This window comes from Photobacterium minamisatsumaniensis, assembly GCF_050336695.1.
Taxonomy (GTDB): Bacteria; Pseudomonadota; Gammaproteobacteria; order Enterobacterales; family Vibrionaceae; genus Photobacterium; species Photobacterium minamisatsumaniensis.
In genome coordinates this window covers 103,436-118,648 of record NZ_JAKJSI010000027.1, presented here as the reverse complement: position 1 = coordinate 118,648, position 15,213 = coordinate 103,436, and the positions used below count along the sequence as shown (strand labels likewise).

The 15,213-nt window shown below is 43.3% G+C and carries 13 protein-coding genes; 4 read left to right on the top strand and 9 right to left on the bottom strand.

What is annotated here, in order from left to right; genetic code table 11:
- Positions 1-283 precede the first annotated feature (283 nt).
- Positions 284-1,306, top strand: a complete 1,023-nt coding sequence (locus tag L4D78_RS15465) for a GGDEF domain-containing protein (RefSeq protein WP_428467750.1) — start codon at positions 284-286, stop codon at positions 1,304-1,306.
- A gap of 108 nt (positions 1,307-1,414) precedes the next feature.
- Here L4D78_RS15465 and L4D78_RS15460 read toward each other — a convergent pair whose 3' ends face one another.
- Positions 1,415-2,020, bottom strand: coding sequence for a DUF924 family protein (locus L4D78_RS15460; protein WP_428467749.1), 606 nt, complete (start codon positions 2,018-2,020; stop codon positions 1,415-1,417).
- A gap of 232 nt (positions 2,021-2,252) precedes the next feature.
- Between L4D78_RS15460 and L4D78_RS15455 the strand changes: the two genes are divergently transcribed.
- Positions 2,253-2,681 (top strand): HIT domain-containing protein, encoded by a 429-nt coding sequence (locus L4D78_RS15455; RefSeq protein ID WP_428467748.1) that lies wholly within the window; start codon positions 2,253-2,255, stop codon positions 2,679-2,681.
- A gap of 68 nt (positions 2,682-2,749) precedes the next feature.
- On the opposite strand, the gene L4D78_RS15450 is transcribed toward L4D78_RS15455, so the two are convergent.
- The 5 genes from L4D78_RS15450 to znuA form a co-directional block, all read right to left on the bottom strand.
- Positions 2,750-2,995 carry a FeoC-like transcriptional regulator gene (locus L4D78_RS15450; protein ID WP_428455807.1) on the bottom strand — a complete coding sequence of 82 codons (246 nt, stop codon included), beginning with the start codon at positions 2,993-2,995 and terminating at the stop codon, positions 2,750-2,752.
- Positions 2,992-5,271: a Fe(2+) transporter permease subunit FeoB gene (gene feoB, locus L4D78_RS15445; protein WP_428467747.1), complete on the bottom strand. Its 2,280-nt coding sequence runs from the start codon at positions 5,269-5,271 to the stop codon at positions 2,992-2,994. Before feoB ends, L4D78_RS15450 begins: the two co-directional genes overlap by 4 nt.
- The gene (locus tag L4D78_RS15440; protein WP_428467746.1) at positions 5,271-5,498 is read right to left on the bottom strand and encodes a FeoA family protein; all 228 of its coding nucleotides are present in this window, start codon (positions 5,496-5,498) and stop codon (positions 5,271-5,273) included. Before L4D78_RS15440 ends, feoB begins: the two co-directional genes overlap by 1 nt.
- A 328-nt stretch (positions 5,499-5,826) precedes the next feature.
- On the bottom strand, positions 5,827-9,630 hold the full coding sequence (locus tag L4D78_RS15435; protein ID WP_428467745.1) for a hybrid sensor histidine kinase/response regulator transcription factor: 3,804 nt from the start codon (positions 9,628-9,630) through the stop codon (positions 5,827-5,829).
- A 183-nt stretch (positions 9,631-9,813) separates the two neighbouring features.
- Positions 9,814-10,857, bottom strand: coding sequence for a zinc ABC transporter substrate-binding protein ZnuA (znuA, locus tag L4D78_RS15430; RefSeq protein ID WP_428467744.1), 1,044 nt, complete (start codon positions 10,855-10,857; stop codon positions 9,814-9,816).
- Between the two features lie 93 nt (positions 10,858-10,950).
- On the opposite strand from znuA, the gene znuC reads away from it, so the two are divergent.
- On the top strand, positions 10,951-11,730 hold the full coding sequence (znuC, locus tag L4D78_RS15425) for a zinc ABC transporter ATP-binding protein ZnuC (RefSeq protein ID WP_428467743.1): 780 nt from the start codon (positions 10,951-10,953) through the stop codon (positions 11,728-11,730).
- Entirely contained in the window at positions 11,723-12,508 is a 786-nt protein-coding gene (gene znuB / locus L4D78_RS15420) for a zinc ABC transporter permease subunit ZnuB (protein ID WP_428467742.1), read from the top strand. The genes znuC and znuB overlap by 8 nt, the downstream gene beginning before the upstream one ends.
- A 40-nt stretch (positions 12,509-12,548) precedes the next feature.
- On the opposite strand, the gene L4D78_RS15415 is transcribed toward znuB, so the two are convergent.
- The 3 genes from L4D78_RS15415 to sucC form a co-directional block, all read right to left on the bottom strand.
- On the bottom strand, positions 12,549-12,854 hold the full coding sequence (locus L4D78_RS15415) for a VF_A0006 family four-cysteine protein (RefSeq protein WP_428467741.1): 306 nt from the start codon (positions 12,852-12,854) through the stop codon (positions 12,549-12,551).
- A gap of 195 nt (positions 12,855-13,049) precedes the next feature.
- On the bottom strand, positions 13,050-13,922 hold the full coding sequence (gene sucD / locus L4D78_RS15410; protein ID WP_428467740.1) for a succinate--CoA ligase subunit alpha: 873 nt from the start codon (positions 13,920-13,922) through the stop codon (positions 13,050-13,052).
- Positions 13,922-15,088: an ADP-forming succinate--CoA ligase subunit beta gene (gene sucC, locus L4D78_RS15405; RefSeq protein WP_428455816.1), complete on the bottom strand. Its 1,167-nt coding sequence runs from the start codon at positions 15,086-15,088 to the stop codon at positions 13,922-13,924. Before sucC ends, sucD begins: the two co-directional genes overlap by 1 nt.
- Between the last annotated feature and the right edge of the window lie 125 nt (positions 15,089-15,213).

Here is a 15,213-nt window from a genome sequence, read left to right as displayed (position 1 = left end):
AATCACTAATATTTAAAAGCCTTCTAGGGTATTCTTAGAAGGCTTTTTATTTTTTTAAGACATTTTTATCAAAACAAGAGCGATTGGATAAAAGTCATATTTGAGAACCAAAAGAATTAATCCCTAAAGACTTATTCCAGTGAGTACACAACATAAAAACAATAATATTAATATTGTGCCAGCCTAACTAACGACTTTAATTCCATATCAGTTGGCACTACATTAGCAAAACCAGTCAGCCCTCTCCGTAGATGCGCTGACTAACTTATAATGGAATATGGTTATGAGTAATGACAACTTTGCCGAATCAACAGAGACGCTCAAAAAAGCGGTTCCTCTGATGATTAAGCACAAAGTACCAACAACACCAACGAATTATGCGCTTTGGTATACCTATACATCTCAGCAGATGCCGCAATTAAACCTCGCATTAGAGCAAGGAATTAAAGAACTAGGGCACTGTACCCCCACTCTGTGTGACACCGTTTACCAAGAACACCTAGCCAGTGAAACTGATAAAGATATTACCCAGTTAAAGCTGAGCCTGACCGCGATGGCGCAAGAATTATCACATAGCATGATAGAAACACTGTCTGAGACTGAAAGCTTTCATCATGTATTGGAAAGCACTTTTTCTAAGCTCGAAAACATTAATAAAGACGGTCTTTCAATTGAAGAAACTATTGCTCTGGTAAAGGGGTTAATCGCTGAATCACGCCAAATTCGTCAGTCGACTGGTTCATTCAAAGGGCAACTCAATTCGGCACAGCAAGAAATCACCACTCTTAGAGAGGCTTTGAAAAAAAGTCAGATCTTGGTCAATGAAGATGCATTAACCGGGATCAGTAACCGCCGAGCTTTTGATCGTGATATCGAAAGCTATCACCAAAGCCAAATACCATTTAGCTTAATCATGCTTGATATTGATCATTTCAAAGAGTTTAACGACAACTTTAGCCATATTCTCGGCGATCAAGTACTAAAAGCGGTTGCTCGTCGCCTAGTCGCTTGCTGCCAAGACTACGCCAAAGCCTATCGTTACGGAGGAGAAGAGTTTGTGGTACTACTGCCTTACAAATCACTTTCTTCAGCGCGCCAACAAGCCGAGACGATGCGTAAAACAATAGAGCGAATCTCTGTTCTAGATAAGCGTTCAGGCGAAAAAATCAATACAATTACGGCATCGTTTGGCATTGCTTGCCATTTAAACAACGAAAATAGTCGCCAAATTATTGAGCAGGCCGATCATTATCTCAATCAAGCAAAACAACTAGGTCGAAACCGTGTACTGCCGCTTAATGGGTAAGTGCATTTCAGCTTGGTAATGTAAGTAAACAAAACAGGTATGCCAATCGAAACAAACACATATCGCTTTATCTCGATTGGTAACCTATTACCACTATTTTCAGTAACGCTACTGTCCGAAGCGCTGCCCACCACTATGTAGCCATGTGAGCTCTTCTTGCGTGGAGAGGCGTCCATAAACAGAATTTCGATGTGGGAAGCGGCCAAAGCGTTTCACGACGTCATGGTGACTCACTGCGTACTGATAAAAGCCTTCAAAGACCATCGCGTGCGCTGGTGATACAGACTGACGTAAACGGTCGAAACGAAAGACACACTCTTCTTGGTCTTCAATCGCTTCTGAGTGCTCCAAGGGTAAATACAAGAATACGCGCTCTATTGGGCTAAGCTGAGCATCTTGATTTTGCGCTAATCCGCGTTTACAAATCGCAAGCGCTAAAGAGTCATAACGGAAGGCAGCACTCAAGCCTCGGTAAATATTGCGCGTAAACTGATCCAGCAATATCACCAAAGCCAGTGTTCCTTGCGGTGAATCAGACCAATGACTAAGCTCCCCAAGCCCGGCTCGACTCACCAACCCTTGAAAACGGCTTGCAATTAATTGGTCAGTATCTTGCCCTCCTTGAAACCACAGGGCATTTCGGTCTGTTGCTGTTACTTCTTCTTGTAACTCCCCAAACCAAAAATCCAGTACTTCTTGATATTCAGCCACCATGCACCCACTCCTACCTTCATACCGCAATAATAATAAAATGCTCATACGCGCGACTCATGCGTACTAGAAGTAACGTCGAGTGTACGCATAAGCCATTACTCTTGTTATGTTTTCACACTACTTGACTAATGACAGTACTGTTCCTTATCGTTATCCTAACCTACTCATTCGCGAGAATGATGCGATAAAACGTCAGCATGTGAGCAGCGCAATACATTTAAGGAATATCATAATGCAATTTACACTCCATTCGAGATTAGCAGCAGATACCAGCGTGCTGGGCAATTTACCTTTATGCCAAGTTTTGCTCTCGAAAGAAGCACTTGGGCCATGGTTAATCTTAGTTCCACGTAAATATAACCTCACAGAGATCCATCATTTACCAGAAGATGAACAGTTCCAATTAATGCGCGAGTCGAGCGCTATCGCTCAGCTACTTGAACAAGACTATCAAGCCGACAAGATAAATGTTGGTGCACTGGGTAACCTAGTTCCACAATTACATGTCCACCATATCGCACGTTTCAAAAATGACATCGCGTGGCCTGGTCCGGTATGGGGGAACACCGACGGAACACAGCGTAGTAATGACGTACAGCAAGCCTTAGTCGATGAGCTTCGTGACGAACTTAGCCAAATTAATGGCTTCGTTCCCCAATAGCGGCAATAAAAAAGGCAACCCCACGGTTGCCTTTTACATATGACTATCTAATCACAAATCGGTAAGTATCAGCCACGCATAACAGTAATGGGAAGCTCATTACTCTTTAGGCAGCGATACCAAATCTCTTTTGCCGTTTGGCAACAACCATCACTATCACAGCCTACCAGCTCTTGACCCACCTTGCCCTTACGTATCCAAACATCAAGCATGGCTTCTACGCCGTCTTCTGACAGACCAAAATGGATAGCTAACGTTTTACGGCTAACACGGTGGTGTTGCTCAATATACTGCTTTAGCTGCTGTAAGATCATAGCGCGACCAAGCCCTGCTCTTGTTTAGAATTACCTTGGCGTTTGAAGATAATCAACAAGGCTGCATTTATGACCGTAAATAACGCAATCCATAACATGCTAGACACCGGATGGTCAGTAAAATGCGCGATTTGGTAGTAATAGGTGGCAACGGTATACGCCAATAACATCGTCCAACTGGCAATAAACAACGAAAACTTTTGGCCAAACTCACGAACATAGGCGCCCATCGCAGCTGCACACGGGGTATAGAGTAAGATGAATATCAGATACGCCATTGCCGCTGCCGAGCTAACAAACTTCGCTTGGATATTACCAAATATAGAAGCATCGACTTCTTGTTCTTCAGCCACTGCATCCGTATCGCTTAGTTCACCGACATCAATACCCAGTGGATCAGAATAACTTAAGCCACTCAAGTTATCCGTAATACTCTCTACAGCCTCTTGTAGGCTCGCAAACAAATCATATTCCTCACCAGCGTCATCACTTGATGGAGCATATAAGCTATTCAATGTACCAACCACGGCCTCTTTGGCAAAAATACCCGTAATAATCCCCACGGTTGCAGGCCAGTTGTCTTCTTTAATACCAATAGGAGCAAGCACAGGTGTCACGACTTGTGCGGCTTTAGATAGCACCGAGTTTGCTGAGTCTTCATTACCAAATGAGCCATCAGTACCCATCGAGTTGAAGAAACTCAATATCGCGACAACCACGACAATGGTTTTACCCGCGCCTAATACAAAACGTTTAAGCTTCTGCCATGTTTTGATGCCCACATTACGCATGGTTGGCAGTTCGTAATCTGGCATTTCCATGATAAAGCTGTCACTACTACCAGGGTAGATAGTATGACGAAGTACCAAACCAGTAAGTACTGCGGCTGCAATGCCTAACAGGTACAGTCCAAATACCACATTCTGTCCATTTTCAGGGAAAAATGCCGCGGCAAATAAAGCATAAACTGGCAGACGTGCGCCACAAGACATAAACGGTGCCATTGCTGCTGCCAACTTACGTTCACGTTCTTGCTCTAACGTACGGGTTGCCATAATGGCAGGTACATTACAGCCAAAACCGAGTACTAACGGTACAAAGGCTTTACCCGGTAAGCCAACTTTCTGCATCACTTTGTCTAAAACAAAAGCGGCACGAGCCATATAACCTGAGCTTTCCAGTACTGCAAGGAACAAGTAAAGACAGGCAATAACAGGAATGAAGGTTGCGACAGTTTGTATACCACCGCCAATGCCATCGGCGATAACCGTAACCAGCCATACAGGTAAATGGCCATCCAGTAAATAATGGCCGCCATCAACAAGCAACGCGCCCACACTAATATCGAAGAAGTCGATAAATGCACTACCGATATTTATAGAGAACATAAACATCAAATACATAACAACAAAAAAGAAAGGGATACCAAATGCGCGGTGCAAAAGTACCTGATCTATCTTATCGCTCACGCTTCGGCTTAACTTACCTTCTTGACGACGTACTTTTTGGCATACATGGTATAAGTGGCTATATCGTGTATCGGCGACTTGAATATCTGGGTCAAGATCAACCTGTAATTTATTACGCACATTACAAGATGCTTCTTTGTGTTCTTCCGATAAAGTGTTAATGATTAAAGTGTCATTTTCGAGAACACGAATAGCTTGGGCGCGAGCTTTAAGTTTCTCATTAGAGAAAAATGGCTCAAGTTCAGTCACCGCCTGTTCAAATTGCTGGCCATAATCAAGTGCAATATCGCTTATCGCAATACCTTGCGCCAACATCTTATGCAGCTTAATTTTGAATGCAGAGACTTGCTTCATATTGTTAGCAGATAAGCTCAGCACTGGGCAACCCAGTACTTTTTCAAGTAACTTAACGTCCAAAACCTGGCGCTGTCGTTCAAGTACATCCATTTTGTTCAGTACAACGACCATTGGGCGGCCAAGCTCACGTAGCTGCAATGTCATATACAAGCTACGCTCTAGGCAAGATGCATCGACAACATTGATAATGACATCCGCTGGTGTTGTTAAAATAGCCCGAGAAGCAATCGCTTCGTCTAGGCTATTTTCATCATTTGCACTATCGAGGCTATAAATACCAGGAAGATCCGTTAAGGCAAACGAATCGCCAGCGCAATCATAACGCCCCGTTTTCTTTTCTACCGTTACCCCAGCCCAGTTACCAACCTGCTGTTTAGCACCGGTGAGGCCGTTGAATAAAGTCGTTTTACCGCTATTTGGATTACCGACAGTTAGAATATTGTATTCCATTATTGGATCTCCACATCGATACTTTCAGCAAGCTGCTTACGCAAGGCAATATCAACACCTCGCACACGTACCTGTAATGGATCTCCTAATGGTGCTACACGTACAACGCTTATCGGCGTATTAGGTAAAACGCCCATAACCATCAGTTTCTTACGCGTAGCCGCAGGTAACGTCGACATTCCAGTCACGACGCCTTCGGCTCCACACGACAATTCAGACAGCTTCATACTAAATCGCAACCTTAAATAAGAATAGTTTTCATTTTTATCATTGTTACAGATTGAAACATATTTAAGGTTGTTTTAAATCAATAAAATACACTCATTTTTGAGTTTATTGTTTCCATTAATGAGTATCACCCGATCATGTGGCACATCATTCGGTTACGATCTACTTTCAGCATTAATAGATAATACAGAGACAATTGTTTTAGGGATTATTTCGGCGGGTGATTTTCAATGGGTCTGCGACAATATAAGTATCATAGTATCCGAGGTAAGCCAGTAGACCATACCTCGTTGTTTATTACGTATGCAGTTTACGCCTTACTCGTATTTATTCGACGCCCCTAGAGCACTGAACATATTGTTTAGGTGTTTGACCTGTTCGGGCTTTAAACTGTGCGCTGAAATCAGATGGGTCATTAAATCCACATGAGAGTGAAACATCTGAAATTTGATCCCCTTGTTTTAACATCATCGCAGCCTGATCAAGCCTAAACTGAGCAATATAATCGTTAAACGCAATACCATACTCTTGCTTAAACTTACGTTGAAACTGGCGTTCAGAGCTATCAAAGGTTTTAGCTGCTGACGCAAGACTAAAATCGGGGTGGTGGAAGCATGTAGAAACTAACGCCTTTACTTCCTCTTTCCAGCTATTCACATCTTTCACAATAACGTGCTGAGAATGTACTGGAAGTGGCAGTAATTGCGCTACCTGTGCTAGCACCAATTCAGACGTCAGCGGCTTTATCAGAACGCCATCAACCCAGTTACTGTCACTTTCAGTATCACCGTCTACTAATAAAACAAATTTCGGTACATGGTTAATATCAGGTTCGTCGACTAAACGTTGTTTTAGTGCTTCTCCCCCAAGCCCTGGTAAAACCGACTCAATAATCATCAAGTCAGGAAGGTGCTCATAGGCCATCATGAGCGCCTCATAACCATCAGAGGTGAAAAGCACATTATAATCTTGCTCCATTAACTCCCTAAGGCAAACGCGCACATGGGGATCTTCAGAAGCAACCAGCACACGCGGCATCGGCGTATAGTACTCTTGCTGATCGCCAGTGGGCTTCACCACATTTTGGGCTCGATGATGCACAGGGAACCGCAGGATAAATTCACTACCAACGCCTTGGTAGCTGATAACTGAAATATCACCGCCATACAACTCCACCAGTTGTTTAACAGTGCTGAGCCCTAAGCCAAAACCAGCTTGCGGATTTAATTCTGGCTCTTCTTGATAGTAGCTTTCAAAAAGATGGGCTTTCGTCTCTTCCGACATACCTTTACCAGTATCACTGACTGAAATAACCAACTGTTTATGTAGCTCTCTGACTGCAACCGTGATGCACCCTTTATCGCCAGTATACTTAAGCGCATTAGACAGTAAATTACCCAGCATGATCTCTAGGTGGTAAGGCGCCATATAGACACTCAATCCTTCCGTTTCATCTTCAAGGCATACGACGATCTGTTTTTCTTCCGCTTCCACTTGCCAACTCATGCAAGAAGCCTGAATTATTGGGCTCACAAGCTGCTCACAAGATTTCTCGGGCTCTACCAGTGCTAATGTATCGCGTGACAAAATCTGCTCTGCGACATGCAATGAATGCGTAATATTCTTTTCTGTAGCATCCAATTTATCATCATCTATCAATGAGGATTCTTGCCGTATGCTCGATAACAAACTAAGTGAAAGACGTAATGGGGTGCGTAACTCGTGCGATAGCTGTGCCATTATATTTTGGCGGATAGACAAAATACGCTGTAATTGCACATTGCTCGCATTAAGTTGCTTCTTCTGTAACTCAATTTTGGCGGTTTTCCGAAATACAGCCTGTTTTAGCTGCATATTCTGGTCTTTAAATGCCCGAGCTCGCCATGTTAAAAACAGTAAAATGCAGACAATAACCATCACAATAGCGATAGTTATTAAGCCAACCGATAAAAACCACGGCCGTTCAACATTAAAGGCGTATTGCAAAACCTCACCAGTATCGCTTCCTATACGATCAATTTTTGCCTCAAGTACAAACTCACCAGGCGGAAGCGAATCGATCAACAAAGAGCTGCCATCGACCTGCAGCCAATTTGATGGCTTCTTGTTGTCTTTTATCAACCGATACGATAATACCGGTCTACCGTAAAAAGGAATAGTACTGAATTCAAAATTAATAGAAGTGCCGTATTGAAGTGTCAGAGTATCTCCAGTTGCACCCGCAAGCTGACGTAGGTCGTTATCGGTTTTGACTTCACTCAACGTTAACTGAAGATTTGACTCGCGACTTGCCAGTATCTTATCTGGCGCGACTTCCAGTACCCCTTCCCTGCCACCAAAAATTAATTTACCGCTAACACCTCGAATACATGCCTGTGAATAGAACTCACTCGCAATGATCCCTTCAGGAGACTTAATGTGGCGCTTGATATTGCCTGTAAACGAAAAGTAAGAAAGCCCTTTACTGCTCGTTACCCATAAACCATTGTTGTCACCAACGATACAGTAAGGGTTAGCACGGACACCTGATAGTAAAATACCTTGAAATGACAAAGGCTTGAGTGTTTGTGAATACTGTAAACTATGATTATTTACTACCCACAACTGCCCAATTCGATCTTCATAGATATCGAGTACGCCGCCCTCTTTCGTCGTCTCACGCTCTAAATAGAGTCGGCCTGCTTCAAAAAGATATAAACCATAATCAGTACCAACCCAAATTTGATATTCGCTGTCTTCAAAAACAGTCGTGACTTGCTCATCCCCTCTTGGGTCACGTAGCCAATGGCTGCCAAACGATACCCACTCGTTGCTATCAGGCCAATATCGATATAAACGCGAAGTCATTCCAACCCAAACCGAGCCAAAGTGATCAACCATTAAACTAACAACTTCACTTTGTTGAAAGTGATCTGGTATCGCTAATGCCTTCCATGTATCAGTCTGACGTGAATAAACCTCTACACCACGCTCTGTGGCTAGCCAGAGCTGGTCTCGCCTTGAGACTACCTGATTTACTTTGCCCAATGCAGGTTGATGCTGAACGATCTTTAAAAATGCGGATAATTCGAATAAGCCATTATCGGTTGCTAACCAAGTTCGCCCATCACTGGTTTGTTCGATATCATTAATTTGTGCAGCAGGCAACGCTCCTTCACCGTAACGCAAGCGCTTCATCAGTGCCGTTGTTGGCGGCAAATAATTAACCCCGTTATTTGTTGCGATCCATAGTGAGCCGTATTCATCGCGTAACATCGCATGAATACGGTTGCCTTCCAGTGCATACATATCATGCACAGAGGATTGGTAATGCGAGATAGCTTTAGTCTGTTGATCGATAACGTACAACCCGCTTTTACTGCCAACCCATAACCCAGACTCAGTTTGTACAATAGAAGAAACTGATTGACTGTCAGTACGCTTTAAATCGACTTTCTTAGCTTCACGAGTAAGAAATAATCCATTCAATGTACCAAACCAAAGCTGCTGCTGGTCATCTTGATAAATCGCAGTAACATCATGTTCAGGAAGTAATAAATCTGAAACTGTTTTATCGTGCCTATATTCATACACTCCTTTCGCCAATGCGACAAAAATAGAGTCACCCGCTGAATATAAACCTGATAATTTTAAGGGGCGCGGAAAAGAAGTGAAGTCAGGAATTTGCGAGCGCTGTTGTAGGCGGTAAAGTCCTCGCCTATTGGCAAATAAAGCCGAGCCATCATTTTCAACCACATACTCCATAGGTACTTGGCTAATATTGAGCTTATATAGGGTCGTTTTTGCTGGGGAATAATAAAAAGCATCGCTATCTTTAACTAACCATAAACCATTATTAATCATAACGGCATCGGTAATACCCGTAAGTTCATTGCCAGCTTGATCAATTGCAGGTTTAAGTTGTCGGCCATCATAGAAAATAAGCGCACCACGAACATCGACAAACCACAGCCCGCCATGAGTGTTCTTTATGATTTTCTTGGCCGCAATCAAGCTCCCCGCTTCCTGGTGCGGTAGCGGATAAAACAAGTGGTTAGAGGCCGCTGCTGCCATTGAAGAAAAGCAAATAATCAATATAACGCAACAAAGAATGATCCACTGTCTAGCCATGACATTTAAAGGGGCAACCACAAACCTTAACCTACAATCTGATATATATGCTTATTATGCTACATCATAATAGTGAATATAAGATCATATTTATAAAATGTGGCTTAGTACATAAAAAGCGTACCGAAGTACGCTTTTTATTTCTTTTTCTTTTGATGGCAATCAGTATTATTTGATATCGAAATTAATCACCATCATGAATATTTACTTAAGACATTGAATAAAACTCTGTCCCATTTCACGTAAAAACTCTGTATAACCACCCTTTGCATCACTAATATTTGTCGCCATAGGATCTAAAGTACCTATATTGACATCAGTACCATTGATGACACTTTTAATAACGGCAGGTGAAAACTGTGGTTCACTAAACACACATGTTGCATGCGCATCTTTAAGTGACTGTCTAATTGATACCAATGTTCTTGCGCCAGGTCGACGATCAGGGTCAACCGTAAATGCACCAAGATTATTCAAGCCAAATTGTTCCTCAAAATAGCCATAACCATCATGAAAGACAAAATAGCCATTATTCAAAACGGGTTTTAGCTGTACTTCAAGCTCTTCAATTACACTCTCAATTTCGGTGGTAAAGCGAGAAAGGTTCAACTCATATTGCGCCTTGTTTTTAGGGTCTAACTCAATGAGTTTCTTGGTGATAACACCTGAAGCTTGGATAACCTGCTGTGGACCTAACCATAAATGCGGGTCGATGCCGTCATGGCTGTGACCTTCGTGACCTTCGTGGCCATCACTGCCATGGTCGTGCCCTTCATGACTACTAGATTCGTCATGCTCTTCGTGACCTTCATGACCTTCATGACCTTCATGACCTTCATGACCTTCATGACCTTCATGACCTTCATGACCTTCATGACCTTCATGACCTTCATGACCTTCATGATTATTATCACCATAATAACGAAATGCAATCTCATGATGATCAGTCAACGCTAATGCATTATCTTTATCTTTTAGCATTCTCGTTAGGAACATTTCAAGCTCAGGTCCAGCCCAGATAACCAAGTCGGCCTCATTTAATTTTTTTGCATCTGAAGGACGTAATGCATAATCATGCGGGGAAGCACCAACAGGCAGCAAGGTCGAGCTAGTTGTCACTCCAGCCGTTAACTCTTGCACTACCATGTTAAGGGGCTTGACTGTTGTTACAATGTTTAGCTCTTGTGCCTGAGCATATGACGATAAAAGCAGTCCAATAGAACTGCAAGAAAGCAAAAAACGGCGCATAATAGGTTCCCGAAATAATTCTTGATTACAACACTAGAATGAAATGTTATATTATAACATATCACTTTGGCAAACATCTTAAGCAAAGAAATTATGACAACCTTAGTTGAATTACAGGCTGTGACCGTGACGTTCTCCGATCGCCATGTCCTTGACCAAGTATCACTCAAGCTAGAACGTGGACAAATCACAACCTTGATTGGTCCTAATGGTGCTGGTAAATCGACTCTCGTCAAAGTCATTACCGGCCTAAGAAAGCCAAGCGCGGGTAAAATTATTCGCCCAAAAGGCCTACGTCTTGGCTATGTACCACAAAAGCTCGAGCTTAATAGCTCACTGCCACTGAATGTAGATCGCTTTATGCGTTTAGCAGGCCGTTACAAAGAGTCAGATCGAGTTCATGCACTTGAACTCGTTAATGGTAAACACCTACACCATAGTAATATGCACTCGCTGTCTGGCGGTGAAATGCAACGGGTGCTGTTGGCACGTGCGCTTTTACAAAAACCCGATCTATTAGTGTTAGATGAACCAGTGCAAGGCGTCGATGTAAATGGTCAACTCGAGCTTTATAGTTTAATACAATCACTACGTGATAAGCTAAATTGTGCAATCTTAATGGTCTCGCATGACCTTCATTTAGTGATGGCAAAAACCGACCATGTGATCTGTTTGCATCATCACATTTGCTGCTCTGGTGAACCCGAGTCTATTACTCGCCACCCCAATTATGTGGCGCTTTTTGGACAACAACAAAGCGAGCAGTTGGCTTTATACCAACATCACCATAATCACGAGCATGACTTATCTGGCAGTCCGATTGGCCCTTGCCAGCACAATCATACAGAACAACAAGAGAACCAAAATGCTTGAGTTACTTCTACCAGCTCTAATCGCTGGTATTGGCATTGCCATGTTAGCAGGGCCTTTAGGTTCTTTCGTGGTATGGCGTAAAATGGCCTACTTTGGCGATACGCTATCACATGCATCATTATTGGGTATCGCACTCGGGTTTTTATTTAATATAAACTTAAACCTTGCACTTATTATCTGCTGTTTGACGCTGGCCGTTATCTTAGTCAGCTTACAAAAACAAAAGTATGTTGCAACAGACACCTTGCTGGGTATTTTAGCGCATAGCGCATTATCTTTGGGGCTTGTTGCCATCAGCTTCCTCGACAACATCCGTATCGATCTAATGTCTTATTTGTTTGGTGATTTACTTGCTGTAACGACCAACGACTTATATTGGATTTATGGCGGCGGCATGATTGTGTTAGGCCTTCTAGTTACCTTATGGCGCCCATTACTCTCTTCTACAATTAATGAAGATCTCGCGCAAGTAGAAGGAATTAATGTCGATTTAATGCGACTATTACTGATGCTAATGGTTGGTTTGGTTATTGCCGTCGCAATGAAGTTTGTTGGGGCGTTGATCATAACCTCATTACTGATAATCCCTGCAGCGACAGCAAGACGTTTCGCTCCTAGCCCAGAGATCATGGCAGGACTCGCATCAATCATTGGGTCAGTTTCCGTCATGATAGGCCTTGCGATGTCATGGCATTATGACACCCCTGCAGGCCCTTCCGTCGTGGTCGCAGCCGCAGGCTTATTCATGCTCAGTCAATTAAAGCGTACTGAAGCCTAACCATTTTTATTATCAATGCCTGCTAATTTAGCAGGCATGGCTAATTGAATAAGCTTCGATGCCTACTGTTGCAGGTACTCTTAACTTGCATAGCCACACTTGTACTTTTTGACGGCGGTAAATAATCGAGTAAGCATTGAAAATAGCCCTGATCTTTTTCCGACAACATAAAGTTATCAATATAGAGACGATGGCAAGCATTGGTCATCAAACTAGCCGCCGTACCATTTTCTGCTAAAGATACATGTTCAAGAATACAGTCTTCGTGTGCCTCTTTATCTTCGGCCGCCATTACTGGTGAGACTACAGACCAACCGAATAAAAATAGTATACCGCACCACTTCATTCTTATCTCCTACCACCAAGCCCGTAAATTTCACGCTACATAATGTTACTCACTAATTATAAGTTAAGTGTACTTACAAACTAATGAACACGGCCTGAATCTCCGTCACGGTGCCACAATACCTTCATATAAACACCCCATAAAAAAACCCGCCAATGGCGGGTTTTTATGTTTGCAACGATGGTAGCTAGAAACTTACCAACCTGTTACTTCACGTAGTGCTTTACCGATATCAGCAAGGCTCTTCACGGTTTTAACACCAGCAGCTTCAAGGGCTTGGAATTTATCTTCAGCAGTACCTTTACCACCAGAGATAATCGCACCCGCATGACCCATACGCTTGCCAGGAGGCGCTGTAACACCAGCGATGTAAGAAACAACAGGCTTAGTGACATTTTCTTTAATGTAGGCTGCCGCTTCTTCTTCCGCTGTCCCGCCAATTTCACCGATCATAACAATCGCTTCAGTCGCAGGATCTTTTTCGAAAAGTTCAAGCACGTCAATAAAGTTAGAACCCGGAATTGGGTCTCCGCCAATGCCCACACAGGTTGATTGGCCGAAGCCTTCATCCGTTGTTTGCTTAACAGCTTCATAAGTCAATGTACCAGAACGAGATACGATGCCAACCTTACCCGCTTTATGAATGTGACCAGGCATGATACCGATCTTACACTCATCAGGTGTAATAACACCTGGGCAGTTAGGGCCAATCATACGTGCGCCTGATTCATCAAGACGAACTTTAACATCAAGCATATCCAACGTAGGGATGCCTTCAGTAATCGTTACAATTAATTCAATTCCGGCATCAATCGCTTCAAGGATTGCATCTTTACAGAACGGAGCAGGTACGTAGATAACCGTTGCAGTCGCGCCCGTTGCCTCTACTGCATCACGTACAGTATTGAACACAGGTAGACCAAGGTGTGTTGTACCGCCTTTACCTGGTGATACGCCACCAACCATCTGCGTTCCGTAATCAATCGCTTGCTCTGAGTGGAAAGTCCCCTGACCACCCGTGAAGCCCTGACAGATAACTTTGGTATCTTTATTAATTAGTACTGACATTATTTGCCCTCCGCTGCAGCAACTACTTTTTCCGCTGCTTCAGTTAGGGAAGTCGCAGCAATAATATTCAGGCCACTTTTTGCTAGAGTTTCAGCGCCAAGTACCGCGTTGTTACCTTCTAGTCGAACAACAACTGGCACTTCAACACCAACTTCTTCAACTGCGCCGATAATACCTTCTGCAATAAGATCACAGCGTACGATACCGCCAAAAATGTTAACCAGTACGGCTTTCACATTGGTATCAGATAGAATGATTTTAAATGCTTCAGTTACACGCTCTTTGGTTGCACCACCGCCAACATCAAGGAAGTTAGCAGGCTGGCCGCCATGTAGGTTAACGATATCCATCGTACCCATAGCAAGACCGGCACCATTCACCATACAACCGATGCTGCCATCAAGCGCAACATAGTTTAGCTCCCACTGTGCAGCATGCGCTTCACGCTCATCTTCCTGCGAAGGATCATGCATTTCACGTAGTTTTGGCTGACGGTACATTGCGTTTGAATCAATGTTGATTTTACCATCTAGGCACAGCAAGTTATCGTCACCGGTGATAACCAATGGGTTGATTTCAAGCAAGGCCAGATCATAGTCAGCAAACATGTTGCCAAGACCTAGGAATATTTTGGTAAATTGCTTAATTTGGTCGCCTTTCAGGCCAAGCTTGAATGCAAGCTCACGACCTTGGTATGGCTGAGGGCCAACCAATGGATCAATCGCAGCTTTATGAATTAGCTCTGGCGTTTCTTCGGCAATTTTTTCAATATCAACACCACCTTCAGTTGATGCCATGAAAACAATGCGTCGTGTGCCACGGTCAACGACCGCGCCAAGGTACAGCTCATTTGCAATGTTCGATGCTTCTTCAACCAAGATTTTAGTCACTGGCTGACCATTCGCATCTGTTTGATAAGTCACTAAATTTTTACCCAACCATTTTTGGGCAAACTCTTTAAGACCTTCTTTATTATCGTGTAGCTCAACACCACCCGCTTTACCACGTCCACCAGCGTGAACCTGACATTTAATTACCCACTTATCACCACCAATCTTACTGGCAGCTTCAGCAGCCTCCTGTGGTGTATCGCAAGCATAACCTTCTGGAACTGGCAGACCGTACTCAGCGAACAGCTGTTTCGCCTGATATTCATGCAAATTCATGATGTTCTATCCGTTTTCATATCCCTAGCGGGACTTGTTATATCCATATGAAATACTCTTGGGTATTTCTTCGTTAATCACTCACCGTGAATATAAGCCGGACGTCGAGCCTGCCCGGCTTCACA

Bases quoted from the DNA above. Each gene is read 5' to 3' on its own strand.
- L4D78_RS15450 (WP_428455807.1), bottom strand. From the start codon at position 2,995: ATGATCTTACAGCAGCTAAAGCAGTATATTGAGCAACACCACCGTGTT.
- znuC (WP_428467743.1), top strand. From the start codon at position 10,951: ATGACAACCTTAGTTGAATTACAGGCTGTGACCGTGACGTTCTCCGAT.
- L4D78_RS15460 (WP_428467749.1), bottom strand. From the start codon at position 2,020: ATGGTGGCTGAATATCAAGAAGTACTGGATTTTTGGTTTGGGGAGTTA.
- feoB (WP_428467747.1), bottom strand. From the start codon at position 5,271: ATGGAATACAATATTCTAACTGTCGGTAATCCAAATAGCGGTAAAACG.
- sucC (WP_428455816.1), bottom strand. From the start codon at position 15,088: ATGAATTTGCATGAATATCAGGCGAAACAGCTGTTCGCTGAGTACGGT.
- L4D78_RS15415 (WP_428467741.1), bottom strand. From the start codon at position 12,854: ATGAAGTGGTGCGGTATACTATTTTTATTCGGTTGGTCTGTAGTCTCA.
- sucD (WP_428467740.1), bottom strand. From the start codon at position 13,922: ATGTCAGTACTAATTAATAAAGATACCAAAGTTATCTGTCAGGGCTTC.
- L4D78_RS15455 (WP_428467748.1), top strand. From the start codon at position 2,253: ATGCAATTTACACTCCATTCGAGATTAGCAGCAGATACCAGCGTGCTG.
- znuB (WP_428467742.1), top strand. From the start codon at position 11,723: ATGCTTGAGTTACTTCTACCAGCTCTAATCGCTGGTATTGGCATTGCC.
- L4D78_RS15440 (WP_428467746.1), bottom strand. From the start codon at position 5,498: ATGAAGCTGTCTGAATTGTCGTGTGGAGCCGAAGGCGTCGTGACTGGA.
- znuA (WP_428467744.1), bottom strand. From the start codon at position 10,857: ATGCGCCGTTTTTTGCTTTCTTGCAGTTCTATTGGACTGCTTTTATCG.
- L4D78_RS15465 (WP_428467750.1), top strand. From the start codon at position 284: ATGAGTAATGACAACTTTGCCGAATCAACAGAGACGCTCAAAAAAGCG.